The organism is Pseudomonas sp. NCHU5216 (assembly GCF_052156495.1).
Classification (GTDB): Bacteria; Pseudomonadota; Gammaproteobacteria; order Pseudomonadales; family Pseudomonadaceae; genus Aquipseudomonas.
In genome coordinates, this window is record NZ_JBQLIX010000028.1 from 26,964 (window position 1) to 52,014 (window position 25,051).

Genomic DNA, 25,051 nt, shown 5'->3' on the forward strand with positions numbered 1-25,051 from the left:
GCTCAATCCTCCGGTTTGAAAATGACGCGACGCTGCCGGTAAAGGCTGTCGAAAGTGGCGCGATCCAGTTGCTGCATCTCGGGAATACGTCCCACGTTGCGTACCGCAGCCACGGCTGAGCTGTCGAATGTCGCATCGCCGCTGGAGCGCGACACGCTGGCATTGGTGATGGTGCCATCGGGCAACATCTGAATCAGCAGCTCGACGCTCATGCCACGGCGTGCCGACATCGGGCGCTGCCAGTTCTGGGTGATCAGGTTGATGATCAGATCATCGAGGTTACCTGCCACCTGATCGCCGTGGGTATCAGCCAGCGCCTGCTGGTTCTGTACGTTGTCCGAGAGCAGATCGGCCAGAGCCGCTGCCTTCTGATCCTCGGCTGCCTTGCGCTTGGCCGCTTCGGCTTTCTTCTTGGCCTCCTCGGCCGCCTTTTTCTTCGCCGCTTCGGCAGCGGCCTTTTTCTTGGCCTCTTCCGCCGCTTTCTTCTTCGCTTCCTCGGCTGCCTTTTTCTTGGCCTCCTCGGCGGCTTTCTTCTTCGCCTCTTCCTCGGCGCGCTTCTTGGCAATATCGGCCTGGCGTTTCTGCTCAGCGGCCTTCTCGGCCTCGGCTTTCTTCGCCGCTTCGGCCTTGGCCGCCTCAGCTTTGGCCTGCTCGGCCTTTCGAGCCTCCTCGGCCTGCTTTTGTTCCTCGGCCTTCTTGGCCGCTGCCACCTTCTGTTCCTCGGCTTTCTTCTGTTCCAGACGCTCGCTCTCGAACTGCGGCGCGGAGGTCTTCTTTGCCTCGCCAGCGATTTTCTGCGTGGTCTGGGTGGTGGCCTGGCTCTGCGACTTGAGCTGATAAAGCGTGGCCTGCACCACCGGACGCGCCGGCGGCAGCTCAGGCGAGAAGGCGAAGCTGACGAACAGCATGGCGAACATCAGGACGTGCAAGCCCACGGCCCAGACAATGGGCCAGAAGTAGCTTTCCGATTGCGGACGCTCGGGCTGCTGCATCAGGGGGCCTCGGTGATCAAGCCGACGTTGCCCACGTCGGCCTGCTGCAGACCGCCCATGGCCGCCATCACGGTGCCGTAATCCACGGATTTGTCGCCGCGCACGAAGACCTGCACCTTCTTACCCTGGCGGCGGTTCTCATTGATGATCGCCGAGACGGCCTGGGTCATCTGCGCCAGCGTGGAGGCACGCTCCTGCTCGGTGTCGATGTCCACTTCGCTGCCCATGTTCCAGTAATAGGTCTTGTCGGCCTTGATGGAGATGGTCAGCACCTGGGCGTCGTTATCCTGCGGCAGCACTTCACTGCTGACCTTGGGCAGCTCGACCTTGACGCCCTGGTTGAGCATCGGCGCGGTGACCATGAAGATGACCAGCAGCACCAGCATCACATCGATGTAGGGCACCACGTTCATCTCGGCGACCGGTTTGCGTCTGTTGCGAATTCTCGCCATGGTTAAAACCTGTCCTCTTCGCTCGCCTTAGTCTTCCGAGGTGTGCACCTTGCGGTGCAGGATGGCCTGGAACTCGTCGGCGAAGGTGTAGTAACGGCCGATCAGCATTTCACCGCGTGCGGAGAAGCGGTTGTAGGCAATGACAGCCGGAATGGCCGCGAACAGGCCGATGGCGGTGGCGATCAGCGCCTCGGCGATGCCCGGCGCGACGGTGGCCAGGGTGGCCTGCTGCACCTGCGCCAAGCCACGGAAGGAGTTCATGATGCCCCACACGGTACCGAACAGGCCGATGTAAGGGCTGGTGGAACCCACGGTGGCCAAAAACGGCAGTGCGGTTTCCAGCTTCTCTTCTTCACGGGAGATGGCCACACGCATGGCACGGGCGACGCCGTCCATCACCGCATCGGGGTCGACGCCCGGCTGCTGACGCAGGCGGGAGAACTCCTTGAAGCCGGCGCGGAAGATCTGCTCCAGCCCCGAGTCCGGATCCGGGTTGCTACCGGCCTGGCGGTACAGCTTGGACAGGTCGATACCGGACCAGAAACGATCCTCGAAGTTGTCCAGCGCGCGTTTGGCCGCACGTATGGCGTTGCTGCGCTGAAAGATCATCACCCAGGAAATGATCGATGCACTCACCAGGGTGAGCATCACCAGCTGCACCACAAAGCTGGCGTTGCTGATCAGACTCCACATCGACATATGGTCAACGGCGTTGGCTTCCACGCTTACTCTCCTGCTGCAATTTGACCGGGCACCTGGGAACCGGCGAACGCTTGGCGCATCGGTTCGGGTATGGCCCGGGGCTTCAAGTTGTCGGTGCGCACACAGGCCACCAGGAACTGCCCTTCGCAGAGCAGCACATCATCCGCAGCTCGCCTGACCTGTTGACGAAAACGCAGGCTGGCACGGTTCAATTCGATCACATCGGCGCTGATCAACAGCTCGTCGTCCAGGCGGGCCGGCGCGTGGTAGCGCGCTTCGGCCGAATGCACGACGAACAACAGGCCCTCACCGGCCAGCGTCGACTGGGCATAACCCAGCTCACGCAGGCGCTCGGTGCGAGCCCGTTCCATGAATTTGAGGTAATTGACGTAGTAGACGATGCCACCGGCGTCGGTGTCCTCGTAGTAGACACGACAACGATGACGAAACGGCTGGACTCCGTTTTGTGCGGGCATACTCTAGTCCCGCCCCCGAGACTTGCCAATCCGGGTCGGTAACAATTTTTTCGTCATGGCTCACCTGTGGAGAAAAGGTCAGGCGCCGGCGACTCACCCAGGCGCTTGGGAATGTTCAAACCGAAGTGCAGATAGGCATGGCGGGTGACCACCCGGCCGCGCGGGGTGCGCATCATGTAGCCCTGCTGGATCAGGTAGGGCTCCAGCACGTCCTCGATGGTATGGCGCTCTTCGCCAATGGCCGCGGCCAGGCTATCGAGGCCCACCGGGCCACCGTCGAACTTCTCGATCATGGCCAGCAGCAGGCGGCGGTCGGAGTGATCGAAACCGTGCTCGTCGACGTCCAGCAGGTTCAGCGCCTGGTCGGCGATGGCCTGGGATATCTGCCCGTTACCGCGCACCTCGGCGAAATCACGCACGCGGCGCAGCAGGCGGTTGGCGATACGCGGCGTACCGCGCGCACGACGGGCGATTTCATAGGCGCCCTTGGCCTCGATGGGCAGGCCGAGAATACCGGCGGAACGCGAAACGATGGTGGCGAGGTCATCGATGCCATAGAACTCCAGGCGCTGGACGATACCGAAGCGATCACGCAGCGGGTTGGTCAGCATGCCGGCACGGGTGGTGGCGCCGACCAGGGTGAAGGGCGGCAGATCCAGCTTGATCGACCGCGCGGCGGGCCCTTCGCCGATCATGATGTCGAGCTGGAAGTCTTCCATGGCTGGATACAGCACTTCCTCGACCACCGGCGAAAGGCGGTGAATCTCGTCGATGAACAGCACATCGCCGCTTTCCAGATTGGTCAGCAGCGCGGCCAGATCCCCCGGGCGCTCCAGCACCGGGCCGGAGGTGCTCTTGATCGAGCTGCCCATTTCCTCGGCGATGATGTTGGCCAGGGTGGTCTTGCCCAGGCCGGGCGGGCCGAAGATCAGCGTGTGATCGAGCGCCTCCGTGCGGCCACGCGCGGCCTGGATGAACAGCGACATCTGCTCGCGTACCACCGGCTGGCCAATATAGTCAGCCAGGCGCAGCGGGCGGATGGCCCTGTCCTGCTGTTCTTCACGCTCTCGCGGGCTGGCGGTGATGAGGCGATCGGCTTCGATCATCGAAGGGTTCCACTAAGAGTCCATTGAATTGCAATGCTAAGGTGGAAAACCGCGCAGCGTTTTCCACCTGAAAGCCGGTGAATGAAAAAGGCGTCATCCACCCTACGCCATGCCACGCAGAGCGCGACGAATCAGATCTTCACTGCTCAAGCCATCCTCCTTGACCGCTGCGACTGCCCGACTGGCCTCCTGCGGCTTGTAACCCAGGGATATCAGGGCGCTGACGGCGTCATTCTCCGCGCTTGAGACTGCCTGAGCCAGTTGAGGTTCAACGACCAGCGGCGCGATGGCCGGGATCGACTCCCAGGCCTTGAAGCGATCCTTGAGCTCCACCAGCAGGCGCTCGGCGGTCTTCTTGCCGACACCCGGCACCTTGACCAGCGCGGCGGTATCCTGCGCCTGCACGCAACGCACCAACTCGTCCACCTCCAACCCGGACATCAAGGCCAAGGCCAGCTTGGGGCCGACGCCATTGAGGCGGATCAGCTCACGAAACAGCTCGCGCTCGCGCTTCTCGAAAAAGCCGTAGAGCAGGTGCGCATCCTCGCGTACCACCTGATGGGTATGCAGGGTGACCGGCTGGCCCACGGCAGGCAGACGATAAAGGGTGGTCATCGGCACTTCCAGCTCATAACCGACGCCATTCACATCCAGAAGCAAATGTGGCGGCTGCTTTTCCGCCAGGGTGCCGCGCAAACGTCCGATCACCAGCGCTTTCCTTCAATCCGATTACAAACGAAGACGACCGCCGCGCCGCTTGGCGCCGGCCAGCCCATGGGGAATGAGACTCTGCCGATGATGGGCATGACACAGGGCGATGCCCAGGGCATCGGAGGCGTCGATCTGTGGCTTCTGCACCAGCTTGAGAAGATGCATGACCATCATCTGCACCTGCTGCTTGTCCGCCGCGCCGGTGCCGACCACCGCCTGCTTGACCTGGGTGGCGGTGTATTCGCTGACGTCCAGCCCCGCCTCCACCGCCGCGACTATGGCCGCACCACGGGCCTGGCCAAGCTTGAGCGCCGAGTCGGCATTGCGCGCCATGAACACCTGCTCGATGCCCATGGTCACCGGCCCATGATTGCGAATCACCTCACTGACGCCACGAAAGACGATCTGCAGACGCTCGGCCAGCGGCCCGCTGCCAGTGCGAATGCAACCGGAAGCCACGTACTCGCAGCCGCGCCCGGTGTCGCGTACCACGCCATAGCCGGTGATGCGCGAGCCGGGGTCGATGCCTAGGATCAGGGTCATGTCAGCAACTGTCTATTTATCCAGTTGGCGAGTATACGGGGCACTCCGCATGCCGTCATCCGTGACGCGCCATGAATCATGAAAAAGCCGGAAGCACTGCATAGCGCTTCCGGCTTATTCGTTGGTAGCCTGGATCGCCTCTAGGGCACACCTCAGCCGAGCTGTTCCATGATCTCGTCGGCCACTTCGGCGTTGTGGTAGACGTTCTGCACGTCGTCCAGGTCTTCGAGCATGTCGATCAGCTTGAACACTTTCTGTGCGGTTTCCAGATCGGTGATCGGCGCACTGATCGAGGGAATCATGGCGATTTCCGCCTCTTCGCCCTTGAAGCCGGCAGCGCTCAGCGCCTCGTTCACCGCATGGAACTCGGTGAAGCTGGTGGACACCATGGCCGAGCCATCCTCCCCCATCTCCACGTCATCGGCGCCGGCTTCCAGCGCCGCTTCCATCAGAGCATCCTCGTCGACGCCCGGGGCGAAGCTGATCTGCCCCTTGCGCTCGAACATGTAGGCCACCGAACCATCGGTGCCCAGGTTGCCACCGCACTTGCTGAAGGCATGCCGTACTTCGGCGGCGGTCCGGTTGCGGTTGTCGGTCATCACTTCGACGATGATGGCCACGCCGCTCGGCGCGTAACCTTCGTAGCTGAACTCGACGACGTTGTCGGCTTCGTTGTTGCCGGCGCCACGGGCGATGGCGCGGTCTATCACATCGCGCGACATGTTGTTGGTCAGCGCCTTGTCCACGGCCAGGCGCAGACGCGGGTTATCCGCCGGAATCGGGCCGCCGTGCTTGGCGGCGACCGTCAGCTCACGAATCAGCTTGGTGAAGATCTTGCCCCGCTTGGCGTCCTGACGCCCCTTGCGGTGCTTGATATTGGCCCATTTGGAATGACCAGCCATAACTCACTCCTATCAACTTCTGAGCTGCAAGCCGCAAGCTACAAGCCTCAAGCAAGGCTCTTGCAGCTTGAAGCTTGCCGCTTGCCGCTGCCTTTATTCGGCTTTGGGTTGCTCGCGCAGGCGGATGTGCAGCTCGCGCAGCGACTTGGCGTCCACCACACCCGGCGCCTGGGTCATGACGCAAGCGGCGCTCTGGGTTTTCGGGAAGGCGATCACTTCGCGGATCGATTGCGCACCGGTCATCAGCATCACCAGACGATCCAGGCCGAAGGCCAGACCACCATGGGGCGGCGCACCGAACTTCAGCGCATCGAGGAGGAAGCCGAACTTCTCTTCCTGCTCCGCTTCGCTGATGCCGAGCACCTCGAAGACCGCCTGCTGCATCTTCTTGTCGTGGATACGGATGGAACCGCCACCCAGTTCGGTGCCGTTGAGCACCATGTCGTAGGCACGCGACAGCGCGGCGCCCGGGTTGGCCTTGAGTTCTTCCGGGCTGCACTTGGGCGAGGTGAAGGGGTGGTGCATGGCAGTCAGGCTGCCATCGTCGTTTTCCTCGAACATCGGGAAGTCGACCACCCACAGCGGCGCCCATTCGCAGGTGAAGAGGTTGAGATCGTGGCCCAGCTTGATGCGCAGCGCACCCAGCGCCTCGGAGACGATCCTGGCCTTGTCGGCGCCGAAGAACACGATATCGCCATCGACCGCGCCGACGCGATCGAGGATGACGTTGATGTTATCCAGCGGGATGTTCTTGACGATTGGCGACTGCAGACCTTCGACGCCAGCGGCGCGCTCGTTGACCTTGATATAGGCCAGGCCCTTGGCACCGTAGATGCCGACGAACTTGGTGTAGTCGTCGATCTGCTTGCGCGGCATGCTCGCCCCGCCCGGTACGCGCAACGCGGTGACGCGGCATTTCGGATCGTTGGCCGGGCCGGCGAAAACCTTGAATTCCACGTCCTTGAGCTGATCTTCAACGTCCACCAGCTCCAGCGGAATGCGCAGATCCGGCTTGTCCGAACCGAAGCGACGCATGGCCTCGGCCAGGGTCATGTGCGGCAGTTCGCCGAACTCGACGTCCAGCACTTCCTTGAACAGGTTGCGCACCATGGTCTCGGTGATGTCCATGATGTCTTTTTCATCGAGGAAGCTGGTCTCGATGTCGATCTGGGTGAACTCCGGCTGGCGGTCGGCCCGCAGGTCTTCGTCACGGAAGCACTTGGCGATCTGGTAGTAGCGGTCGAAGCCGGCCACCATCAGCAGTTGCTTGAACAACTGCGGCGACTGCGGCAGGGCGAAGAAGCTGCCAGCATGGGTGCGGCTCGGCACCAGGTAATCACGCGCGCCCTCCGGGGTGGCGCGGGTCAGGATCGGCGTTTCCACGTCGAGGAAGCCGTTGTCGTCCAGGTAGCGGCGGATGCTCGAAGTGATGCGCGAGCGCAGCTTGAGCTTCTCGGCCATCTCCGGGCGACGCAGGTCGATGAAGCGGTAGCGCAGACGGGTTTCCTCGCCGACGTCGGTGTACTCGTTGAGCGGGAATGGCGGGGTTTCCGCTTCGTTGAGCACGTCCAGCTCGTAGCCCAGCACTTCGATGGCGCCGGACGCCATGTTCGGGTTCACCGCACCGGCCGGACGCAGGCGCACCTTGCCGGTGATCTTGACCACGTACTCGCTGCGCACACGGTCGGCCTTGGCGAAGGTCTCGGCGCGATCCGGGTCGAACACCACCTGGGCCAGGCCTTCACGATCACGGATATCGAGGAAGATCACCCCACCATGGTCACGGCGACGGTGTACCCAGCCGCAAAGGGTGATTTCCTGGCCATCCAGGCTCTCGTTCAACTGGCCGCAATAGTGGCTGCGCATCATGATCGTGGTTCGCTTCTCTAGATTAGGTCTTGGACAGGTCAGGTCTCGCCCTGCGCACGCAGGCCAGGAGCGACGCTGGCCACGCGCCCTGCGCGCACCCAGCTTTGACAAAGCGCGGGATTATATCGCCTAAATTGACAGGACGCAGCCGCCAGTGCAGCACGCAGCGACAGATAGACCGGCGCCAGGCGCAACACGATGACCATAAACAGGCAGCCGAAAGCGCTCACTCAATGAACTCCAGGCCATCGATAGCCTCTAAGCATCCACCCGATTGATACAAGCCCAAACCGGCTCGCCCGCCCTCCGTGATAGGCTTGCCCCATTCACTGAGGCAAGACATCCCGAGCCACACCAGAGGAGAAGAGAATGGACATCAACATCGGAATCGCCGAACAGGATCGTGCCGCCATCGCCGAGGGTCTCTCGCGCCTGCTGGCCGACACCTACACCCTGTACCTGAAGACCCATAATTTTCACTGGAACGTCACCGGCCCGATGTTCAACACCCTGCACCTGATGTTCGAGGGGCAGTACACCGAGCTGGCGCTGGCGGTCGACGCCATCGCCGAACGTATCCGTGCACTGGGCTTCCCGGCGCCGGGCACCTATGCCGCCTACGCCCGCCTGTCCTCGATCAAGGAAGAAGAAGGCGTGCCGAGCGCCGAAGGCATGATCAAGCAACTGGTCGAAGGCCAGGAGGCCGTAGTACGCACCGCTCGCGGGATCTTCCCGCTGCTGGACAAGGTCAGCGACGAACCCACTGCCGACCTGCTGACCCAGCGCATGCAGGTGCACGAGAAGACTGCCTGGATGCTGCGCAGCCTGCTGGCGGCATGACGTCTACAAGGCCCGGCTCGCCGGGCCTTTTCATTAGCCCATTGCGATCCATCTGCTTTATGCTGTGTACCCATGTCGCCAAGCGCCTGTGCACGCATGTCCCAAATACCGAAGCTCCCCACTCTCCTCGAGCTGTACCCCGAGGAAACGCGCACTGCGGCCGCACTCCTAAAGCAAGCCGTGCCCCTGATGGTGCGCCACGACATTCCACCAAGCCCCGTGCACTATGCGCTGTGGTACACCTACTGCCGCGGCGAGAACCCTGATCTGAACAAGCGCCTGGACAGGATCGTCGAGGATTTCGACGCCTTCCCGGGAGAAGTCGCGCGCAGGTTGTTCCGCGAGCACATCATCCATGGCGAGCTCGAAGAAGCGCGCGCAGGTCAGCAGCAGGTCATCGAGCTGGTGGACGACATAGAAGGCGACGTTTCGCGCAGCGTGGCCAGCAGCCAGCACTACCAGCTAAGCCTGGCCCAGGGCCTGAGCGCCCTGCACGCCCCCCTCATCGAAGACCTACCCGGCGTGATCGGCGAACTGCAGGAAAGCACGCAGCAGATGCAGGATCAGCAGCAGCAACTGCTTTACAAGCTGCGCGCCGCCCAGAACGAAATCCAGCACCTGCGCAGCCAACTGGAGCGCGCCCAACTGGCCGCCACTCTCGACAGCCTGACCCACCTGCTCAACCGCCAGGCCTTCACACGCCTGCTCGAGCAGGCGCTGCACGAGTCCACGGCCGGATTGAGCCTGATCATGCTGGATATCGATCACTTCAAGCAGTTCAACGACCAGTACGGCCACCCCCTGGGCGACCGCGTGCTGCAGCACGTCGGCCGCCTGCTGCGCGAGAACCTGCCTGATCGCGCCTTTGCCGCTCGCTACGGCGGCGAGGAATTCTGCGTGGTCTTGCGCGACTGCCAGAGCCTCGAGGCGGCGCGGCACTTTGCCGAGCACCTGCGCAACAAGATGCACGGCCTGCGGGTCAAGGTACGCAGTACCGACCAGGTACTGGACAGCATCACCGCCTCCTTCGGCTTCGCCCTGGCCATGGCAGGCGATGGCCTGGAAAGCCTGCTCACCCGCGCCGACGACGCCCTCTATCAGGCCAAGCGCAATGGCCGCAATCAGGTTCACCCGAACATCGATGAAAGCACGCTAAGCGCTTGATTTGAGTAGCCCCAGCCTTTGCGGTTAAATAGCTCCGCTAGCCGCACTCTCGTTCCGCAGCGGCAAGCAATCTGGCAAAAAGGCTCGTTGCCTCCTCCTGCATTCACCAGCACCTCGTCATTCAATCAGTGAGTTACTCGAACATGTTGAAAATCGCCCATCTCCTGGTGGGGCTCGCCGCCCTGCTACTGTCGCTCTTTTCCGGCATTTCCGCGCAAGGCCTCCTGGATACGCCCGATGCGCTTTACCTGGCACTGATCGCCCTGCTCAACCTGACCCTGGCCCCAGTGCAAAGCAACACCACCAGCACGCTACGCCAACAACTGCAGGGCATGGCCTCTGCCCTGCTGATTCTCGCCGCCGTATTGCAGGCCTTGGTACTACTGGCGCCGCTGCCGAGCATTGGCGGGCAACCCGCCATCTGGCTGAGCCTGCTCATCACCTTCGCCGCCGTCACTCTGCACCTGGCCTGCCAGTTACCAGCCGCGGCGAACGCCCCCGCCATCCGCGCCAGCACGCGCGATGAGGCCGTGGCATACAGCGCCCCGCAAGAAGACCGTGAAACCGGCACGGTCAAGTGGTTCAACACCTCCAAGGGTTTTGGCTTCATCTCCCGCGATTCCGGCGAAGACATCTTCGTGCACTTTCGCGCCATTCGCGGTGAGGGCCATCGCGTGCTGGTAGAGGGGCAGCGTGTGGAGTTCTCGGTGATGCAGCGCGACAAGGGCCTGCAAGCCGAAGACGTGATCGCCGCAGCGCCATCGCGCCACTGACGAGCAAACGCCAGAAAGCAAGAAGCCCGCGAATTTCGCGGGCTTCTTGTTTTCAAGCTCAGTAATGTGGCGGCGGCGCCTCGCTCTCGATCACCCCCACCTGCCCCTGCAATTCCTCCTGGCGCCGTGCCAGAGCCGCCAACTGCAACTGCAGGCGCTCGATACGCCGCTGCTGCTCGACCAGCTCATCGTTGAGTGCCTGAATCGTGTCGTCCTGAAAGGCCAAGCGGCTCTCCAGTTCGGTAATGCGTGTCTCCAGACTCATACCTCCTCCTCGGCAAAACGGAAGTCCTCGGTCAGAACCAGACGCAGCTTGCCCTTGAGCGCCTCGATCTGCGCAGCCGTATAGGGCACTGCCGCATGCCTGCCCCAGACAGGTGCCGGCCAGGCAATGTCATCGCGACGACGCACGATCACATGCATGTGCAACTGGCTCACCACATTGCCCAGCGTCGCCACGTTCATCTTGTCGGCGGCGAAGGTGTCCTTGAGCGTTTCGGCCAGCCAGGTGGTTTCCTGCCAGAGCTGGCGCTGATCCTCGGCATCGAGCTGGAACAGCTCGCTGACCTCCTCACGCCTCGGTACGAGAATGAACCAGGGGTATTGCGCGTCATTCATCAGCAACAGACGCGACAATGGAAAGTCCCCCAGCAACAGGCAGTCCTGCTGCAAACGCGAATCCAGGCTGAACATGGCAGCACTCCTCTGGCGATGACCTGCAAAGTTTGACACCGAGGCATCGCCCCGAGCCACAAGGCGCGCAGCATACGCAGGCTACCCCAATAGATCACCTCGAAAAGAGCGCACCAACAGAATGCACTCACGTCACGAGCGTGCACCATTTTGTTTCCTTGGGTAATACCCCCTGCTACCTCGTTACCGCCAAAAGCCTTCCCCCCACAGCCAAGGCATGGCTGGGTGCAGCGAGCAGCACCTCATGCATCTACGCAAGCAGACCTACGCACGCCCATGAAAATCGAGCCAAGCGTGACGAAATACCCGTTTTACGCCCGGATGCCTCCACGAAAATCAATGAATTAGGCTGGCAATACAATTTTGAGCACGACTCTTGCTAAAGCTCACCGCAATGCCCGGCACGCCGTGCAGCCAACCAATAACAGCGGTATCCGCCACGACAGAACCGCGAGAGCGTCGGCTTGCCATAGCACGTAAAGAGCAGCTACAGATTTGCGACATCCTTCCCAACTCCATGCGACATGGAGCCACAGAAGCCGCAAGGAATAGACTGAAACTATCGCCAACCCTGGCTGCGTGCTATAAGTTACCGCCGACACAAAAAGAAAGAGCCGCCCATATAACAAAAGATTGGGCAGCGCAACTCTTCCAAACCCCAAGGAGCATTCACGATGCAAGTGATGAAGTGGAGCGTAATCGCCCTGGCAGTCGCCGCGGGCACCAGCCAAATGGCCGTGGCTTCCAGCCAGTCCGAGTCCAACGGTTTTATCGAAGACAGCAGCTTCAACATCTTCAACCGTGTTCTGTACATGAACCGTGACTTCCGTAATGGCCCGAACACCAACAGCACGTCTGCCGACAAAGCAGGTTATCGTGAAGAAACTGGCCTGGGCATTCGCCTGCTGTACGAGTCTGGCTTCACCCAAGGTACCGTAGGTGTCGGCTTCGACGCTCACTCTCTGAGCAGCATCAAAATTGACAGCGGCCGCGGTCGCGTTGGTAATGGCCTGTTCGGCCAAACCGGTGATGGTCGTGCCGACGACACCCAGACCGAGGTCGGTGGTGCCATCAAGTTCCGCATTTCCGATACCGTCCTGAAATATGGCAGCCAGTTCGTAGCCAGCCCGGTATTCTCTACCGATGACAGCCGCATCCTGCCGGAAGTTGCAACCGGTACTTACCTGGTCAGCAATGAAATCAAAGGCCTCGAACTGAGCGCTGGTCGCTTCACCGCTCTGAGCAGCCAGGCTGGTAGCAGCCGCGACGACATCAATGGCAAGGATCCAGGTCTGAAATCTGCCAACATCCTCGGCGCTTCCTACGCTGTAACAGACGACCTGAGTGTCGCAGCTCACGCCTCCGATGTAGAAGACTACTGGAAAAAGTACTACGGCAACGTCAACTACAATCTGCCGCTGGCTGAAGAACAAGCGCTGAACTTCGACTTCAATATCTACAAGACCGATTACGATAAGAAGTACACCAAGACTACCAGCGACCAGGACAACACCATCTGGAGCCTGGCAGCAGCCTACTCCATGGGTGCTCACACCTTCACCTTGGCTCACCAGCGCTCCACCGGTGATCGTGGTTACGACTACGGCGTAGACGGTGGCGGCACCATCTTCCTGGCCAACTCGGTTCAATACTCCGACTTCAACCGGAAAGATGAGAAGTCCTGGCAGGCCCGTTATGACCTCAATATGGCCTCTTATGGTGTTCCAGGCCTGAGCTTCATGACGCGCTACATTCGCGGTAGCGACATCGACACCACCAGCAGCACCAATGAAACTGCGCGTGAAGTCGACGTAGAAGCCAAGTACGTTCTGCAGGAAGGCGCCGCCAAGGATCTGTCCTTCCGCGTCCGTCAAGCCTTCTACCGTGATTCCATGCAGGGCGATGTCAACGATGTCCGCCTGATCGTGGAGTACCCGCTGAGCGTTCTGTAATCCCTGCGATTACTTAACGACTCACGTAAAAATCAGCCCGGCTTTTGCCGGGCTGATTCATTTCAGGCAGCATCCTTTCGCCAATCACCCCGGCAACACATAGGTGCCCGTGACATGGGCGACCAATTCCTCCTCGTTGCCCGCCGAATAGATAGAGACCTCACACACCGCCTGGCGCCGACTGAGGCGCAGAACGGTGGCATGCGCCAGCAGATCAACGGGCCTGGGCTTGACCAGGAAATTGATATTCAGATTGGACGTCACCGCCATCTCCACACGCCCCAGGCGCCCGAGCACGACGGCATACATGGCGGCATCCCCCAGGGCCATCATGGTCGGGCCGGAAAGCGTGCCGCCTGGGCGCACCAATTTGGCGTGAAACGGCACCCGCGCCACTACACCCTCGGCATCGAGCCGGTCGATGCGCAGGTCGATATCCTCTGCCATAGGCAGCCCCGCCCGAATCAGCGCCTGAACCTCTGGCGCGGTCAATGTCGACATCCTCCGCTCCCTCGTGCAATCACGCTAATGCGCCTGCCCACATCCTGTACGCCACTGTACAGGCACCGTACAATGCCGGCCTATCAAACGCCCTAGCAACCGACAGAACGGCCAAACATGCGCACCAGTCAGTTCCTGCTCTCGACCCTGAAAGAAACCCCTTCCGATGCCGTGGTGATCAGCCACCAGCTGATGCTGCGTGCCGGCATGATCCGCAAGCTGGCCTCCGGCCTGTATACCTGGCTGCCGATGGGCCTGCGCGTATTGCGCAAGGTGGAGAACGTGGTACGCGAGGAAATGAACGCAGCCGGCGCCCTGGAGGTGCTGATGCCGGCCATCCAGCCGGCCGAGCTGTGGCAGGAGTCCGGTCGCTGGGTGCAATACGGCCCCGAGCTGCTACGCGTCAAGGATCGCCATGACCGCGAATTCTGCGTCGGCCCGACCCACGAGGAAGTGATCACCGAGCTGGCCCGCAACGAGCTGAACAGCTACAAGCAGTTGCCGATCAACTTCTATCAGATCCAGACCAAGTTCCGCGACGAAATCCGTCCGCGCTTCGGCCTGATGCGCGGCCGCGAGTTCATCATGAAGGACGCCTACTCCTTCCATGCCGACCAGGCATCCCTGCAGGAAACCTACGACCGCATGCACCAGGCGTACTGCAATGTCTTCACCCGCCTGGGCCTGAACTTCCGCCCGGTGCAGGCCGATACCGGCTCCATCGGCGGCACCGGCTCGCACGAATTCCATGTGCTGGCCGACTCCGGCGAGGACGATATCGCCTTCAGCGACAGCTCCGATTACGCCGCCAACATCGAGAAGGCCGAAGCCCTGCCGCGCGAGAAGAGCCGCCCGGCGCCCACCGAAGAACTGCGCCTGGTCGATACCCCGAATGCCAAGACCATCGCCGCCCTGGTCGAAGGCTTCGACCTGCCGATAGAAAAGACCATCAAGACCCTGATCGTGCATGCCGCCGAAGAAGGCAAGCTGATCGCCCTGGTGGTGCGTGGCGACCACGAACTCAACGAGATCAAGGCCGCCAACCTGGAGCAGGTCGCCAGCCCGCTGACCATGGCCAGCGATGCCGAACTGCGCGCGGCCATCGGTGCCGGCGCCGGTTCCCTCGGCCCGCTGAATCTGCCGTTGCCGGTGATCATCGACCGTTCCGTGGAGCTGATGAGCGACTTCGTCATCGGTGCCAATATCGACGACAAACACTATTTCGGCGTCAACTGGGAGCGCGACCTGCCGGTGCCGACCGTGGCCGACCTGCGCAACGTCGTCGAAGGCGATCCCAGCCCGGATGGCCAGGGCACCCTGGTGATCAAGCGCGGCATCGAAGTCGGGCACATCTTCCAGCTCGGCACCAAGTACAGCGAGGCGATGAACTGCCAGGTGCTGGGTGAGAACGGCAAGCCGGTGACCCTGACCATGGGCTGCTACGGCATTGGCGTTTCCCGCGTGGTGGCCGCCGCCATCGAACAGAGCTTCGACGAGCGCGGCATTCGCTGGAACGACGCCCTGGCGCCGTTCCACATCGCCCTGGTACCGCTGCGCTACGAAACCGAGCAGGTTCGCGAAGCCACCGACAAGCTGTATGCCGAGCTCACCGCTGCTGGTTTCGAGGTGCTGTTGGACGACCGCGACAAGAAGACCAGCCCCGGCATCAAGTTCGCCGACATGGAGCTGATCGGCATTCCGCACCGCGTCGTGGTCAGCGACCGTGGCCTGGCCGAGGGCAACCTCGAGTACAAGAGCCGCGCCGAGACCGAACCGCAAGCCGTCGCCCTGGCCGATATCCTGCCCTTCCTGCAAGCCCGTATCAGCCGCTGATCACAGCGCACCGCCGAGCCATCATGCACACGAGCTACAACCTTCGCTTCATCGGCGCCGCCCTGTGCGGCGCCCTCCTCCTCGGCGGCTGCGCCAATCAGTTGCCACAGCGCAGCGAACACGAGGAGCGTGTCGAACGCAAACTGCTGGATCACAGCCTGCAGATCGACGTCGGTGAACCCAAGGTGCTGGAGCTGCCACAACGGCGTGTGCGCGTGCATGAGCAGAAGAGTTTCGAGGTCACGGCCTTCGAGGTTACCCGTCGCTACGACCGCTACACCCCCTACCAGCCCTGGCGCGAACTCTACGAGGTGCCCATGGGTGCAGTGGCGGTGGTCGCCGGTGTCGGTGCCAACGTGCTCAACGTGGTGCTGCTCGGCAGTCTGCCGGAAACCGCGACCCGCGACTGGATCAGCTATGGCATGGCCGGTCTCAACCCCTTCATGAATGTCGAGTCCAACGGCCGCGCCGAGCAGAACCTGGCCAGCATCAATGAAACCCAGCGTGATCGGCGCATGGAGTACAGCAACCTGCCCTGGGCCGAGCGCCCGGTGCAGGTCAAGGCCAACCAGCAACAGTTCGAGCTGCTCACCGACCGCAATGGCGTGCTGCGCCTGAACCTGCTGGACAGCCCCTTCAGCGAACAGGACATCGGCCGCATCGGCACCCTGCTGCTGAGCGTCGAGGATGAACAGGGTCAGGCCAAGGCGCAGGCCAGCCTGCTGGTCAGCCATACCCTGCGCGGCAAGCTGCGCGAAGCCCATGACCTGATCTTCGACGACCTGGAAGGCGACGACGTGGCGCAGTGGGTGCACCGGGTCAAACGCCTGTCCGACCTCGGCCTGGAAGAAGAAGCCAGCGAGCTGGAACAGAGCCTGATCGAGCTGACCCGTAACGATCCGGAACTGCAGGAGGCCTTCCTCAAGGCGCTGCTCAAGGATGCCGGACGCCTGGCGGCCGACCCAGCCAACTGATTGCCGGCGGCAGACCCTGTCGCCTTTCCGTTCCGAGGCAACGGCGCGCTGCCAGTCCCTTCAGACCATTTCCAGCGGTCGCTTGCCCTGCGGCGGGGCAAAGGCTTCGTCCAGCAAGGCCAGATCGTCCGCCTGCAGGCTGATGTCAGCCGCGGCGGCATTGTCACGCAGATGCGAACTGCCGACCGCCTTGGGAATGGCAATCACGCCGTCCTGGCAGAGTGTCCAGGCCAACGCGATCTGTGCGGGAGTGGCTGCATGCCGCTCGGCTACCTGGCGCAGTACCGGCTCATGTAGCAAAGCGCCCGCCTGGCTCAGTGGACAGTAGGCCATCAGCGGCATGCCAACGCGCTGCTGCCAGGGCAGCAGATCATGCTCGATGCCACGTGCTTCCAGGTTGTACAACACCTGATTGGTTCGGCACGCCGGCTGATCCAGCTCGAGCAGATCGTCCAGATCGAAGTTGGAAACGCCCCAGGCCGCGATCTTGCCCTGCTCACGCAGCCGCTCGAAGCCTTCGACGGTCTCTGCCAACGGATGGCGACCGCGCCAGTGCAGCAGGTAGAGATCGATACGCTCGCACCCCAGGCGCTTCAGGCTGCGCTCACAGGCCGCCTGAACACCGTCCAGACTGGCATTGTGCGGATAGACCTTGCTGACCAGAAACACCTCGTCACGGCGCCCGGCAATGGCCTCACCCACCACTTGCTCCGCGCCACCCTCGCCGTACATCTCGGCGGTGTCGATCAGGCTCAGGCCGAGATCCAGCCCTTCACGCAGCGCGGCGACCTCACGCGCGCGCTGGCGCTCATCCTCACCCATGCGCCAGGTACCCTGGCCGATCACCGGCACCTGCACGCCCGCCAATTCAATTCTGCGCATCGCTTTCTCCCAGAGGGCTGCTGACCAGGTCATACCCCTCACCACGCCATTGCAGCAGACACAGGCCGTGGCCAAAGGGATCGCTCAATGTGACCAGACGTCCCCAGTCATGTTCACTGATCTCACCTTCCTGCTGCGCGCCAGCGGCGAGCGCCCGCGCCAGGGCAATGTCCAGATCATCGACGACCAGATCCAGGTGCAGTGGCATCCAGTGCCGACGGTAGTCACGCTGCACTGCTGCCTGTGGAAAGGGTCGAGTGGCAGCCGCCTTGTGCAGCAGGTACAGCGGTACGCCTGCGCCGAGCAGCTCGACGACCGTGCCCTCAAACAACACTCGCCCGACGCTCAGCCCGAGCGCCTGTTGATAGAAGGCCAGGGCAGCCGGCAGATCGGGCACATCGAGATTCAGCAGCAGTTGCATGATCAGAGTGGCTTGAGCAGCAGCAACAGCGATACCGGCTGCACGCTTTCCGGGTGCAGCGGCTCCTGCAGCCACTCCAGGCGCCAACCGGTGGCCGCGATCAGGCTCAACCAGGACTGCAAGGTACGGAAGAACCAAGGCATGGGCGCCTTGAAGCCTTCACCGAAGCCGGCAAAATCCTCGACCCGCCAGCCATCCTGATAGGGCTCCCCGTGGCTGGCGCGCCAGGGATGCAAGGTCTGGATCAACAGGCTGCCGCCCGGCGCCAACAGCCCGTGCAGGCTATGCATAAAGGCTTCGAGCGGTTCTTCGAGCAGGGCGAAATTGCACACCAGCACCTCGAAGCGCCCCAACTGCTCGGCGTGGCTCTGCAATTCGGCATAGCCGCACACGCGGTACTGGCTGCCACCCTTGCAGGCGGCGCGCGCCTGTTCGATCAGGGGCGCCGAGGCATCCACCCCCACCGACTCGATGCCATGCTCGAACAGGCCACGGCATAGCCAGCCTTCGCCACAGCCGATGTCCAGCACGCGCCTGGGCTGCAGGGCCAGCACGGCCTGGAGGATCGCCGCATCGGTCACCAGGCGGCGGCTCTCGATGCGCTGCTCACGTACCGCCGCCGCCCAAGCGTCGGCATTGGCCTGCCAGCTCAACTGCAATTGTTCACGGTGATCGCGTTGCATGGGGGAGTCCTTGCGCGAGGCGTGCCAGGCATTCTAGGGCCTATTGCAGAGCCACGCACGGTTCCCGGCAACTATCGGGCAGACGGGCTAGACTGCAGTTACACGACGAGCATCCGATAGCTGAGCGTGGCACGAGTAGTGGGTCATGGGCGTATCAAGGCACTCCGCTTTTCAGCGGTACGACCATTCGCAGCAAGGAATGCAGGCGCGCAAAAGGAGACGGCACAGACGCCGGCTCTGCTATGCGTTGTTGGCGCTGCTGATGCTGAGCCCGGCCCTGCTGCTGGTCTTCGAGCTGCGCAGCGCGCATTTCCAGTCCCGTGAGCTGAGCCGCTATGCCGCCACCCTGACCTACCAGTTGGCACCGGGGCCGAGCCCGGCCATCATCTACCCCAGCGACGGCCCGTTCGACAAGCGCCAGGGCTACGCCTATCTACCCCTGCTGCTCGAGCGTCTGCAGCAGCGCGATTTCAGCATCACCGAGCAGGTGCGCTTCTCCTCGGCACTGCTGCGCTACAGCCAGAGCGGGTTCTTCCCGCCCTATGTGGAGAAGAGCAGCAGCGGTCTGACCCTGACCGACTGCCGTGGCCTGCCCTTCTATGACTTCCACTACCCCCGGCAAGGCTATGCCAGCTTCACGGACATTCCGCCCCTGATAGTCAACAGCCTGCTGTTCATCGAGAACCGTCATCTGCTGGATCCCGAACAGCCATTGGCCAACCCGGCCGTGGACTGGCCACGCTTCGCCATGGCGGCACTATCGCAACTCGGCAAGCTGCTCGACCTGCAGAATCAGTCCGCCGGTGGCAGCACCCTGGCCACGCAACTGGAGAAGTACCGCCATTCCCCAGACGGGCTGACGCTGTCCGGCGGGGAAAAGCTGCGGCAGATGATTTCCGCCAGCGTACGTGCCTACCAACAAGGCCCGCAGACCCTGGCCGCACGCCAGCGCATCGTGCGCGACTACCTCAACAGCGTGCCCCTGTCGGCGGCGCCCGGGCATGGCGAGGTGCATGGTCTGGCCGATGGCCTGCACATCTGGTACGGCGCCGACTTCGCCCAGGTCAACGCCCTGCTCGACCCTGCACGCACGCCCCAGGCCAGCGCCGCCGAGCGCGGCCTGGCACTGCGCCAGGTGCTGTCGCTGATGATCGCCCAGCGTCGCCCAACCTATTACCTGGCCCAGGGTCGCAAGGATCTACAAGCCCTGACCGACAGCCATATCCGCCTGCTGGCCAGTGCCGGGGTGATTGACACCAAGCTGCGCGACGCCGCACTGGATCAGCCCATGGAGTACCGCGACTGGGCATTGCAGCCCAACCTGCGCACGGTGGAGAACGACAAGGGCATCAGCGTGGTGCGCTCGCGCCTGTCCAGCCTGCTGGGCATGCCGCTGTACGACCTCGACCGCCTCGATCTCAGCGCCCACAGCACGCTGCAACATGATCTCCAGCAGGCCGTCAGCCGCTACCTGCAACGCCTGGCCGAACCAGGCTTCGCGGAAGACATCGGGCTGTTCGGCGAACGCCTGCTGTCGCCGCAGAAAACCGCCGCCGTGCGCTACAGCTTCACCCTGTTCGAGCGCACCGCCAGCGGCAGCCTGGTGCGGGTACAGACCGACAGCACCGATCAGCCCTTCGACATCAACGAAGGCAGCAAACTGGAGCTGGGTTCCACCGCCAAGCTGCGGGTGCTGGCCACCTATCTGGAGATCATCGCCGAGCTGCATCGCCGCCATGCCAGCAAATCCGCCACCGAGCTGGCTGCGCTGGATATCGCCGAAGAGGATCCGCTGAGTCGCTGGAGCATCGATTATCTACGCCGGCATCGCAATGCCGACCTGGCCAGCATGCTCGATGCCGCGTTGCAGCGGCGCTACTCGGCCAACCCACACGAGCGCTTCTTCACTGGCGGCGGCGTGCATACCTTCGGCAACTTCCGACGCCAGGACAACGACCGCAACCCCACAGTGCGCGAGGCGTTACGCGAGTCCATCAACCTGCCCTTCGTGCGCCTGATGCGTGACCTGGTGCGCTACAGCACCTACCAGAACAGCGCCGAACTGCTCAAGGACGACAAGGATCCGCGTCGCCTGCAATACCTGCAGCGTTTCGCCGACCGCGAAGGACGCACCTTCCTCCTGCGCTTCTGGCGCAAGTACCAGGGCCAACCCGAGCAACTGCGCCTGGAGACCTTCCTCAGCGGGCTGCAACAAACCCCGGTACGCCTGGCTGCAGTGCATCGCTACCTGCACCCCGATGCCGACCGCGACAGTTTCGCCGCCTTCCTGCGCGCACAACTGCCGCAACAGGCGCTCAGCGATGCGCGCATCGAGCAGCTCTACATGCGTTATGCCCCCGGCGCTTACAGCCTGCCGGATCAGGGCTACATCGCCCGGGTGCATCCACTGGAACTGTGGCTATTGGGCTTTCTCGCCAGCCACCCGCAGGCCAGCTTCGAGGATGCCGTCGCCGCCAGCTTCGGCGAGCGCCAGGAGGTCTACGGCTGGCTGCTGCGCAGCCGGCACAAGAGCGCCCGCGACAGCCGCATTCGCATCATGCTGGAGGTGGAGGCCTTCTCCGACATCCACCGGCGCTGGCGCAACCTCGGCTACCCCTTCGGCCACCTGGTGCCCTCGCTGGCCACCGCCCTGGGCAGCTCGGGTGATCGCCCGGCGGCCCTGGCCGAGCTCATGGGCATCATCCAGAACGACGGCATCCGCCAGCCGGTGCTGCGCATCGAAAGCCTGCACTTCGCCGCCGGCACGCCCTACGAAACCCGCCTGCGCAACGAAGGGCGCAAAGCGCGCCGGGTCATGCCTTCGGAGGTCGCTGCGGCGCTGCGCGAAGCCCTCTCGCAGGTGGTCGAAGGCGGCACGGCCAGGCGCCTGCAAGGCAGTTTCAAGCTGGCGGACGGGCAACTGCTGACCCTGGGTGGCAAGACCGGCACCGGCGACAACCGCATCGAAAGCGTGGGCGCCGGGGGCCGCGTGCTCAGTTCCCGGGCAATCAACCGCACGGCCACCTTCGTCTTCTACCTCGGCCCGCGGCATTACGGCACCCTCACCGCCTTCGTGCCCGGGCGCGACGCCGAGGGCTTCTCCTTCACCTCGGCACTGCCGGTGCAGGTGCTCAAGGGCATGGCGCCGATCCTGGCGCCCTATCTCGAAGCCACCAGCGCCACGCTGTGCACAGCGCCCACCAGCACCAACCGGATCAGTTGGCAGTAAGCCGACGCCAGCACATCAGGCTGCTGGCAGGCGCTCAATCGCGTACACGGAAAGTCTGCAGGTACAACGCCTCGACCTTGGCCCGTGCCCAGGGCGTCTTGCGCAGGAAGGTCAGGCTCGACTTGATGCTCGGCTCATGCTTGAAACAGCGCACGTCCACCTGGCGCGCCAGCCCCTCCCAGCCGAGACGCTCGACCAGTGCGGTGAGAATTGTCTGCAAGCTGAGGCCGTGCAAGGGATCGTTGCTGTGCATGAGGCAGTTCCGTGTGCAGATCGCATGAAATGAAAAAAGGCGATGACTGCCGCGCAATCATCGCCTTCTGTACAGCCTGCCGGATTATACCGACTTGTATTCCTGCTCGGCCTTGTCGAAACGGCTGATCATCGAGGCGCTCGGCGCCTGGCCGATACGGCTGAAGACGACGATGGCCAGGGTGGCGAGGATGAAGCCCGGAATGATCTCGTACAGACCCAGGCCGATCCAGTTCTTCCACACGATGACGGTGGCCGCGCCGACCAGCATACCGGCCAGAGCGCCGTTGCGAGTCATGCCCTTCCACACCAGGGAGAGGATCACCACCGGGCCGAAGGCAGCGCCGAAACCGGCCCAGGCATAGGACACCAGTCCCAGTACGCGGTTATCCGGGTTGGCGGCCAGAGCGATGGCCACCAGCGCCACCAGCAGCACCATGGCGCGGCCGACCCAGACCAGCTCGGTCTGCGAAGCGCCCTTGCGCAGGAAGGCCTTGTAGAAGTCCTCGGTCAGGGCACTGGAGCACACCAGCAGTTGGCAGCTCAGGGTGCTCATCACCGCAGCGAGGATGGCGGACAGCAGGACGCCGGCGATCCAGGGGTTGAACAGCAGCTTGGACAGCTCGATAAACACCCGCTCCGGGTTCTCGCCCACCGGCCCGGCCACTTCCGGGTGCACCGAGAAGTAGGCGATGCCGAAGAAGCCGACGCCCACGGCACCGGCCAGGGTGAGGATCATCCAGGTCATGGAAATACGGCGAGCAGCCGGGATCGATTTGACCGAATCGGCGGCCATGAAGCGCGCCAGGATATGCGGCTGGCCGAAATAGCCCAGGCCCCAGGCCATCAGCGAGATCACACCGACGAAGGTGGCGCCCTTGAGCATGTCGAAGTGGCTGGCATCGACCGCCTCGATGGCCACCATGGCCGGGTCGAAACCACCAGTGGCGATCATCACCACTACAGGGGTAAGGATCAACGCGAAGATCATCAGGGTGGCCTGCACGGTGTCGGTCCAGCTCACCGCCAGGAAGCCACCGATGAAGGTGTAGGCGATGGTGGCGGCGGCGCCGGCCCACAGTGCAGTTTCGTAGGACAAGCCGAAGGTGCTCTCGAACAGACGGGCACCGGCGACCACACCGGAGGCGCAGTAGATGGTGAAGAACACCAGGATCACCAGCGCGGAGAAGATGCGCAGCAGGCGGCTGTTGTCCTCGAAGCGATTGGTGAAGTAGTCCGGCAGGGTCAGGGCGTTACCATTGTGCTCAGTCTGCACGCGCAGGCGACCGGCCACGAACAGCCAGTTCAGGTAGGCACCGATGACCAGGCCAATGGCGATCCAGCTCTCCGAGATACCGGCAACGAAGATGGCGCCCGGCAGGCCCATCAGCAGCCAACCGCTCATGTCCGAAGCACCGGCGGACAGCGCGGTGACGAAGCTGCCGAGGCTGCGGCCACCGAGGATGTAGTCGGAAAGGTTCTTGGTACGCAGATAGGCGATCAGACCGATCAGCACCATGGCGGCGATGTACACCACGAAGGTGACGAGCATTGGAGTACTAGCTGTCATTTGGGGGGCTCCCCTCTCGTTTGTTGTTATAGGGCGTGAACTCGGCCACTCCCAGCATTGGCAAAACGCATTCGCTCGGGGCGAACACCACGCAAGAACCACGCCGTGTTGATACGGATCATGGGCGGTGGTACCCGGTTCATCCTAGGCTATCTACGAAAAGCATTGGCCTTCGGCGTTCTTTCGTACAGAGCCTAGCAAGACACCGGCAAAAACGGCCTGATAACAGCCGACGGCGGAATGTAGAGGTTGCACTGCGTCTGCTTCTTGCAAAAAACTCTGGATTTTTTGCAGGAAACTCCAGCACCGGCCACTTACCGACGTGCGTGCCATCAGCGCGAGGCGCGCGATCATACCTGCCGGTAGGGCAGATAACCACGGGCCTCTTCGGCATAGGCGCGCACGCCTGGGCGCTCCTGCTCGAGAAAATCCGCCACGGCGGCACGCAAGCCAGGATGGCAGAGACGGTGCCAGGAATGCGTGATAACCGGCTCGAAACCACGAATCAGCTTGTGTTCGCCCTGCGCGCCGGCATCGAAGCGGGCATAACCGGCATCGATGGCCAACGCCATGCCCTGATAGAAACAGGTCTCGAAATGCAGCCGGTCGAACTCGGCCAGGCAGCCCCAGTAGCGCCCATAGAGGGTAGCACCGCCCACCAGACAGAAGGCCATGGCCACCGCCCGGCCATGCTGGCGCGCCAGCACCAGGCGAATCGCCTCGGGCATGCGCTCGGCCAGCAGACTGAAGAAGGTGCGCGTCAGATAGGGTGCCTGGCCGCGCACATGGTAGGTGTTGGCGTAGCAGTGGTAGACGAAATCCCAGTCCGCCTCGCTCAGCTCATGGCCCTGGCGCCAGTCGAACTCGATGCCCTGCCCGGCCACCTGCTCCCGCTCCTTGCGCATCTGCTTGCGTTTGCGCGAGCTGAGCGCATCGAGAAAATCCTGAAAGTCGCGGTAACCCCGATTGTGCCAATGAAACTGGCAGCCCAGCCGTTGCAACCAGCCATCGCGCCCGGCCAGTACCTGATCGCAAGCCGGCGAAGTGAAGTTGAGGTGCATGCTCGACAGCCCCTCGCCCTCCAGCCCGGCGCTCAGGGCATCGAGCAATTGCTCCGCCGCCTGCGCCGTGCCGAGCAGGCGCGCGCCAGCGACTGGCGAGAACGGCACGGCGCCAAGCAACTTGGGGTAATAGGCAATACCGGCACGCCGACAGGCATCGGCCCAGGCATGGTCAAACACGTATTCGCCATAGGAATGCTGCTTGAGATAGGCCGGCAGCGCCGCCTGCACCTGCCCGTGCTCATCGCACCAGAGGCGATGCGATGGCTGCCAGCCACTGTGCCCGCCAACACTGCCGCTGTCCTCCAATGCAGAGAGAAAGGCATGGCGCACGAAGGGCTGCGGCTCGGGTAACAGTGCATCCCAGGTAGCAGCCGGCAGCGCATTGAGTGAGTCGAGGCTCTGTAAGGGCATGACGAAGATCTCGTGGCGCGAACGACATCGGCACAGGATGACAGTCCGCAGGTGGC

The 25,051-nt window shown here is 62.8% G+C and carries 25 protein-coding genes and 1 pseudogene; 8 read left to right on the plus strand and 18 right to left on the minus strand.

Features of this window, described 5'->3' with window-relative positions; all coding sequences use genetic code 11:
• Window positions 1-2: 2 nt before the first annotated feature.
• From tolA to aspS, 9 genes are all read right to left on the minus strand, one after another.
• Window positions 3-995, minus strand: a complete 993-nt coding sequence (gene tolA, locus ACSVIK_RS18115; protein ID WP_442445668.1) for a cell envelope integrity protein TolA — start codon at window positions 993-995, stop codon at window positions 3-5.
• Window positions 992-1,444 (minus strand): protein TolR, encoded by a 453-nt coding sequence (gene tolR / locus ACSVIK_RS18120; protein ID WP_442445630.1) that lies wholly within the window; start codon window positions 1,442-1,444, stop codon window positions 992-994. Before tolR ends, tolA begins: the two co-directional genes overlap by 4 nt.
• 27 nt (window positions 1,445-1,471) lie before the next feature.
• On the minus strand, window positions 1,472-2,167 hold the full coding sequence (gene tolQ / locus ACSVIK_RS18125; protein WP_268178470.1) for a protein TolQ: 696 nt from the start codon (window positions 2,165-2,167) through the stop codon (window positions 1,472-1,474).
• 2 nt (window positions 2,168-2,169) lie between these two features.
• Entirely contained in the window at window positions 2,170-2,622 is a 453-nt protein-coding gene (ybgC, locus tag ACSVIK_RS18130) for a tol-pal system-associated acyl-CoA thioesterase (protein ID WP_442445631.1), read from the minus strand.
• Window positions 2,623-2,675: 53 nt separating this feature from the next.
• Window positions 2,676-3,728 (minus strand): Holliday junction branch migration DNA helicase RuvB, encoded by a 1,053-nt coding sequence (ruvB, locus tag ACSVIK_RS18135; protein ID WP_442445632.1) that lies wholly within the window; start codon window positions 3,726-3,728, stop codon window positions 2,676-2,678.
• Window positions 3,729-3,830: 102 nt separating this feature from the next.
• Entirely contained in the window at window positions 3,831-4,436 is a 606-nt protein-coding gene (ruvA, locus tag ACSVIK_RS18140) for a Holliday junction branch migration protein RuvA (RefSeq protein ID WP_442445633.1), read from the minus strand.
• A gap of 21 nt (window positions 4,437-4,457) precedes the next feature.
• On the minus strand, window positions 4,458-4,982 hold the full coding sequence (gene ruvC, locus ACSVIK_RS18145) for a crossover junction endodeoxyribonuclease RuvC (protein ID WP_442445634.1): 525 nt from the start codon (window positions 4,980-4,982) through the stop codon (window positions 4,458-4,460).
• A 152-nt stretch (window positions 4,983-5,134) separates the two neighbouring features.
• Window positions 5,135-5,884 carry a YebC/PmpR family DNA-binding transcriptional regulator gene (locus tag ACSVIK_RS18150; RefSeq protein WP_442445635.1) on the minus strand — a complete coding sequence of 250 codons (750 nt, stop codon included), beginning with the start codon at window positions 5,882-5,884 and terminating at the stop codon, window positions 5,135-5,137.
• 93 nt (window positions 5,885-5,977) lie between these two features.
• On the minus strand, window positions 5,978-7,753 hold the full coding sequence (gene aspS / locus ACSVIK_RS18155) for an aspartate--tRNA ligase (protein ID WP_442445636.1): 1,776 nt from the start codon (window positions 7,751-7,753) through the stop codon (window positions 5,978-5,980).
• Window positions 7,754-8,122: 369 nt separating this feature from the next.
• Here aspS and ACSVIK_RS18160 point away from each other — a divergent pair, with 369 nt between their 5' ends.
• From ACSVIK_RS18160 to ACSVIK_RS18175, 4 genes and pseudogenes are all read left to right on the plus strand, one after another.
• Window positions 8,123-8,593 (plus strand): Dps family protein, encoded by a 471-nt coding sequence (locus ACSVIK_RS18160; RefSeq protein ID WP_442445637.1) that lies wholly within the window; start codon window positions 8,123-8,125, stop codon window positions 8,591-8,593.
• A 96-nt stretch (window positions 8,594-8,689) separates the two neighbouring features.
• Window positions 8,690-9,757, plus strand: a complete 1,068-nt coding sequence (locus tag ACSVIK_RS18165) for a GGDEF domain-containing protein (RefSeq protein ID WP_442445638.1) — start codon at window positions 8,690-8,692, stop codon at window positions 9,755-9,757.
• Window positions 9,758-9,900: 143 nt separating this feature from the next.
• Window positions 9,901-10,167, plus strand: a pseudogene (locus tag ACSVIK_RS18170) (cold shock domain-containing protein membrane protein); the annotation flags it as partial.
• A gap of 120 nt (window positions 10,168-10,287) precedes the next feature.
• A complete protein-coding gene (locus tag ACSVIK_RS18175) occupies window positions 10,288-10,530 on the plus strand; it encodes a cold-shock protein (protein WP_442445669.1) in 243 nt (80 codons plus the stop codon).
• Between the two features lie 58 nt (window positions 10,531-10,588).
• On the opposite strand, the gene ACSVIK_RS18180 is transcribed toward ACSVIK_RS18175, so the two are convergent.
• Together ACSVIK_RS18180 and ACSVIK_RS18185 are read right to left on the minus strand one after the other, a co-directional pair.
• The gene (locus ACSVIK_RS18180) at window positions 10,589-10,795 is read right to left on the minus strand and encodes a SlyX family protein (RefSeq protein ID WP_442445639.1); all 207 of its coding nucleotides are present in this window, start codon (window positions 10,793-10,795) and stop codon (window positions 10,589-10,591) included.
• Window positions 10,792-11,223, minus strand: a complete 432-nt coding sequence (locus ACSVIK_RS18185; RefSeq protein ID WP_442445640.1) for an HIT family protein — start codon at window positions 11,221-11,223, stop codon at window positions 10,792-10,794. Before ACSVIK_RS18185 ends, ACSVIK_RS18180 begins: the two co-directional genes overlap by 4 nt.
• Before the next feature lie 674 nt (window positions 11,224-11,897).
• Between ACSVIK_RS18185 and ACSVIK_RS18190 the strand changes: the two genes are divergently transcribed.
• A complete protein-coding gene (locus ACSVIK_RS18190) occupies window positions 11,898-13,175 on the plus strand; it encodes an OprD family porin (protein WP_442445641.1) in 1,278 nt (425 codons plus the stop codon).
• Window positions 13,176-13,259: 84 nt separating this feature from the next.
• Here the strand turns inward: ACSVIK_RS18190 and ACSVIK_RS18195 are convergent, their stop codons facing one another.
• A complete protein-coding gene (locus ACSVIK_RS18195; RefSeq protein ID WP_442445670.1) occupies window positions 13,260-13,667 on the minus strand; it encodes a PaaI family thioesterase in 408 nt (135 codons plus the stop codon).
• A gap of 126 nt (window positions 13,668-13,793) precedes the next feature.
• On the opposite strand from ACSVIK_RS18195, the gene ACSVIK_RS18200 reads away from it, so the two are divergent.
• Both ACSVIK_RS18200 and ACSVIK_RS18205 read left to right on the plus strand, forming a co-directional pair.
• The gene (locus ACSVIK_RS18200; protein WP_442445642.1) at window positions 13,794-15,509 is read left to right on the plus strand and encodes a proline--tRNA ligase; all 1,716 of its coding nucleotides are present in this window, start codon (window positions 13,794-13,796) and stop codon (window positions 15,507-15,509) included.
• Window positions 15,510-15,532: 23 nt separating this feature from the next.
• Entirely contained in the window at window positions 15,533-16,483 is a 951-nt protein-coding gene (locus ACSVIK_RS18205) for a hypothetical protein (RefSeq protein ID WP_442445643.1), read from the plus strand.
• Window positions 16,484-16,543: 60 nt separating this feature from the next.
• Here ACSVIK_RS18205 and ACSVIK_RS18210 read toward each other — a convergent pair whose 3' ends face one another.
• The 3 genes from ACSVIK_RS18210 to ACSVIK_RS18220 are packed head-to-tail and all read right to left on the minus strand — an operon-like array spanning window position 16,544 to window position 18,469.
• Complete coding sequence (locus ACSVIK_RS18210; RefSeq protein ID WP_442445644.1) at window positions 16,544-17,365, minus strand: aldo/keto reductase; 822 nt, start codon at window positions 17,363-17,365, stop codon at window positions 16,544-16,546.
• Window positions 17,352-17,786, minus strand: a complete 435-nt coding sequence (locus ACSVIK_RS18215; RefSeq protein ID WP_442445645.1) for a VOC family protein — start codon at window positions 17,784-17,786, stop codon at window positions 17,352-17,354. The genes ACSVIK_RS18210 and ACSVIK_RS18215 overlap by 14 nt, the downstream gene beginning before the upstream one ends.
• Before the next feature lie 2 nt (window positions 17,787-17,788).
• Complete coding sequence (locus ACSVIK_RS18220; protein ID WP_442445646.1) at window positions 17,789-18,469, minus strand: class I SAM-dependent methyltransferase; 681 nt, start codon at window positions 18,467-18,469, stop codon at window positions 17,789-17,791.
• A gap of 145 nt (window positions 18,470-18,614) precedes the next feature.
• Between ACSVIK_RS18220 and ACSVIK_RS18225 the strand changes: the two genes are divergently transcribed.
• Window positions 18,615-21,698: a transglycosylase domain-containing protein gene (locus tag ACSVIK_RS18225; protein WP_442445647.1), complete on the plus strand. Its 3,084-nt coding sequence runs from the start codon at window positions 18,615-18,617 to the stop codon at window positions 21,696-21,698.
• Between the two features lie 34 nt (window positions 21,699-21,732).
• On the opposite strand, the gene ACSVIK_RS18230 is transcribed toward ACSVIK_RS18225, so the two are convergent.
• The 3 genes from ACSVIK_RS18230 to ACSVIK_RS18240 form a co-directional block, all read right to left on the minus strand.
• Window positions 21,733-21,951, minus strand: a complete 219-nt coding sequence (locus tag ACSVIK_RS18230; protein ID WP_442445648.1) for a VF530 family DNA-binding protein — start codon at window positions 21,949-21,951, stop codon at window positions 21,733-21,735.
• A gap of 84 nt (window positions 21,952-22,035) precedes the next feature.
• Window positions 22,036-23,520: a sodium/proline symporter PutP gene (putP, locus tag ACSVIK_RS18235; protein ID WP_442445649.1), complete on the minus strand. Its 1,485-nt coding sequence runs from the start codon at window positions 23,518-23,520 to the stop codon at window positions 22,036-22,038.
• 350 nt (window positions 23,521-23,870) lie between these two features.
• On the minus strand, window positions 23,871-24,995 hold the full coding sequence (locus ACSVIK_RS18240; RefSeq protein WP_442445650.1) for a GNAT family N-acetyltransferase: 1,125 nt from the start codon (window positions 24,993-24,995) through the stop codon (window positions 23,871-23,873).
• Window positions 24,996-25,051 lie beyond the last annotated feature (56 nt).

Bases quoted from the DNA above. Each gene is read 5' to 3' on its own strand.
- tolR (WP_442445630.1), bottom strand. From the start codon at position 1,444: ATGGCGAGAATTCGCAACAGACGCAAACCGGTCGCCGAGATGAACGTG.
- ybgC (WP_442445631.1), bottom strand. From the start codon at position 2,622: ATGCCCGCACAAAACGGAGTCCAGCCGTTTCGTCATCGTTGTCGTGTC.
- ruvB (WP_442445632.1), bottom strand. From the start codon at position 3,728: ATGATCGAAGCCGATCGCCTCATCACCGCCAGCCCGCGAGAGCGTGAA.
- ruvC (WP_442445634.1), bottom strand. From the start codon at position 4,982: ATGACCCTGATCCTAGGCATCGACCCCGGCTCGCGCATCACCGGCTAT.
- ACSVIK_RS18150 (WP_442445635.1), bottom strand. From the start codon at position 5,884: ATGGCTGGTCATTCCAAATGGGCCAATATCAAGCACCGCAAGGGGCGT.
- aspS (WP_442445636.1), bottom strand. From the start codon at position 7,753: ATGATGCGCAGCCACTATTGCGGCCAGTTGAACGAGAGCCTGGATGGC.
- ACSVIK_RS18160 (WP_442445637.1), top strand. From the start codon at position 8,123: ATGGACATCAACATCGGAATCGCCGAACAGGATCGTGCCGCCATCGCC.
- ACSVIK_RS18165 (WP_442445638.1), top strand. From the start codon at position 8,690: ATGTCCCAAATACCGAAGCTCCCCACTCTCCTCGAGCTGTACCCCGAG.
- ACSVIK_RS18180 (WP_442445639.1), bottom strand. From the start codon at position 10,795: ATGAGTCTGGAGACACGCATTACCGAACTGGAGAGCCGCTTGGCCTTT.
- ACSVIK_RS18185 (WP_442445640.1), bottom strand. From the start codon at position 11,223: ATGTTCAGCCTGGATTCGCGTTTGCAGCAGGACTGCCTGTTGCTGGGG.
- ACSVIK_RS18190 (WP_442445641.1), top strand. From the start codon at position 11,898: ATGCAAGTGATGAAGTGGAGCGTAATCGCCCTGGCAGTCGCCGCGGGC.
- ACSVIK_RS18200 (WP_442445642.1), top strand. From the start codon at position 13,794: ATGCGCACCAGTCAGTTCCTGCTCTCGACCCTGAAAGAAACCCCTTCC.
- ACSVIK_RS18205 (WP_442445643.1), top strand. From the start codon at position 15,533: ATGCACACGAGCTACAACCTTCGCTTCATCGGCGCCGCCCTGTGCGGC.
- ACSVIK_RS18210 (WP_442445644.1), bottom strand. From the start codon at position 17,365: ATGCGCAGAATTGAATTGGCGGGCGTGCAGGTGCCGGTGATCGGCCAG.
- ACSVIK_RS18215 (WP_442445645.1), bottom strand. From the start codon at position 17,786: ATGCAACTGCTGCTGAATCTCGATGTGCCCGATCTGCCGGCTGCCCTG.
- ACSVIK_RS18220 (WP_442445646.1), bottom strand. From the start codon at position 18,469: ATGCAACGCGATCACCGTGAACAATTGCAGTTGAGCTGGCAGGCCAAT.
- ACSVIK_RS18225 (WP_442445647.1), top strand. From the start codon at position 18,615: ATGGGCGTATCAAGGCACTCCGCTTTTCAGCGGTACGACCATTCGCAG.
- ACSVIK_RS18230 (WP_442445648.1), bottom strand. From the start codon at position 21,951: ATGCACAGCAACGATCCCTTGCACGGCCTCAGCTTGCAGACAATTCTC.
- putP (WP_442445649.1), bottom strand. From the start codon at position 23,520: ATGACAGCTAGTACTCCAATGCTCGTCACCTTCGTGGTGTACATCGCC.
- ACSVIK_RS18240 (WP_442445650.1), bottom strand. From the start codon at position 24,995: ATGCCCTTACAGAGCCTCGACTCACTCAATGCGCTGCCGGCTGCTACC.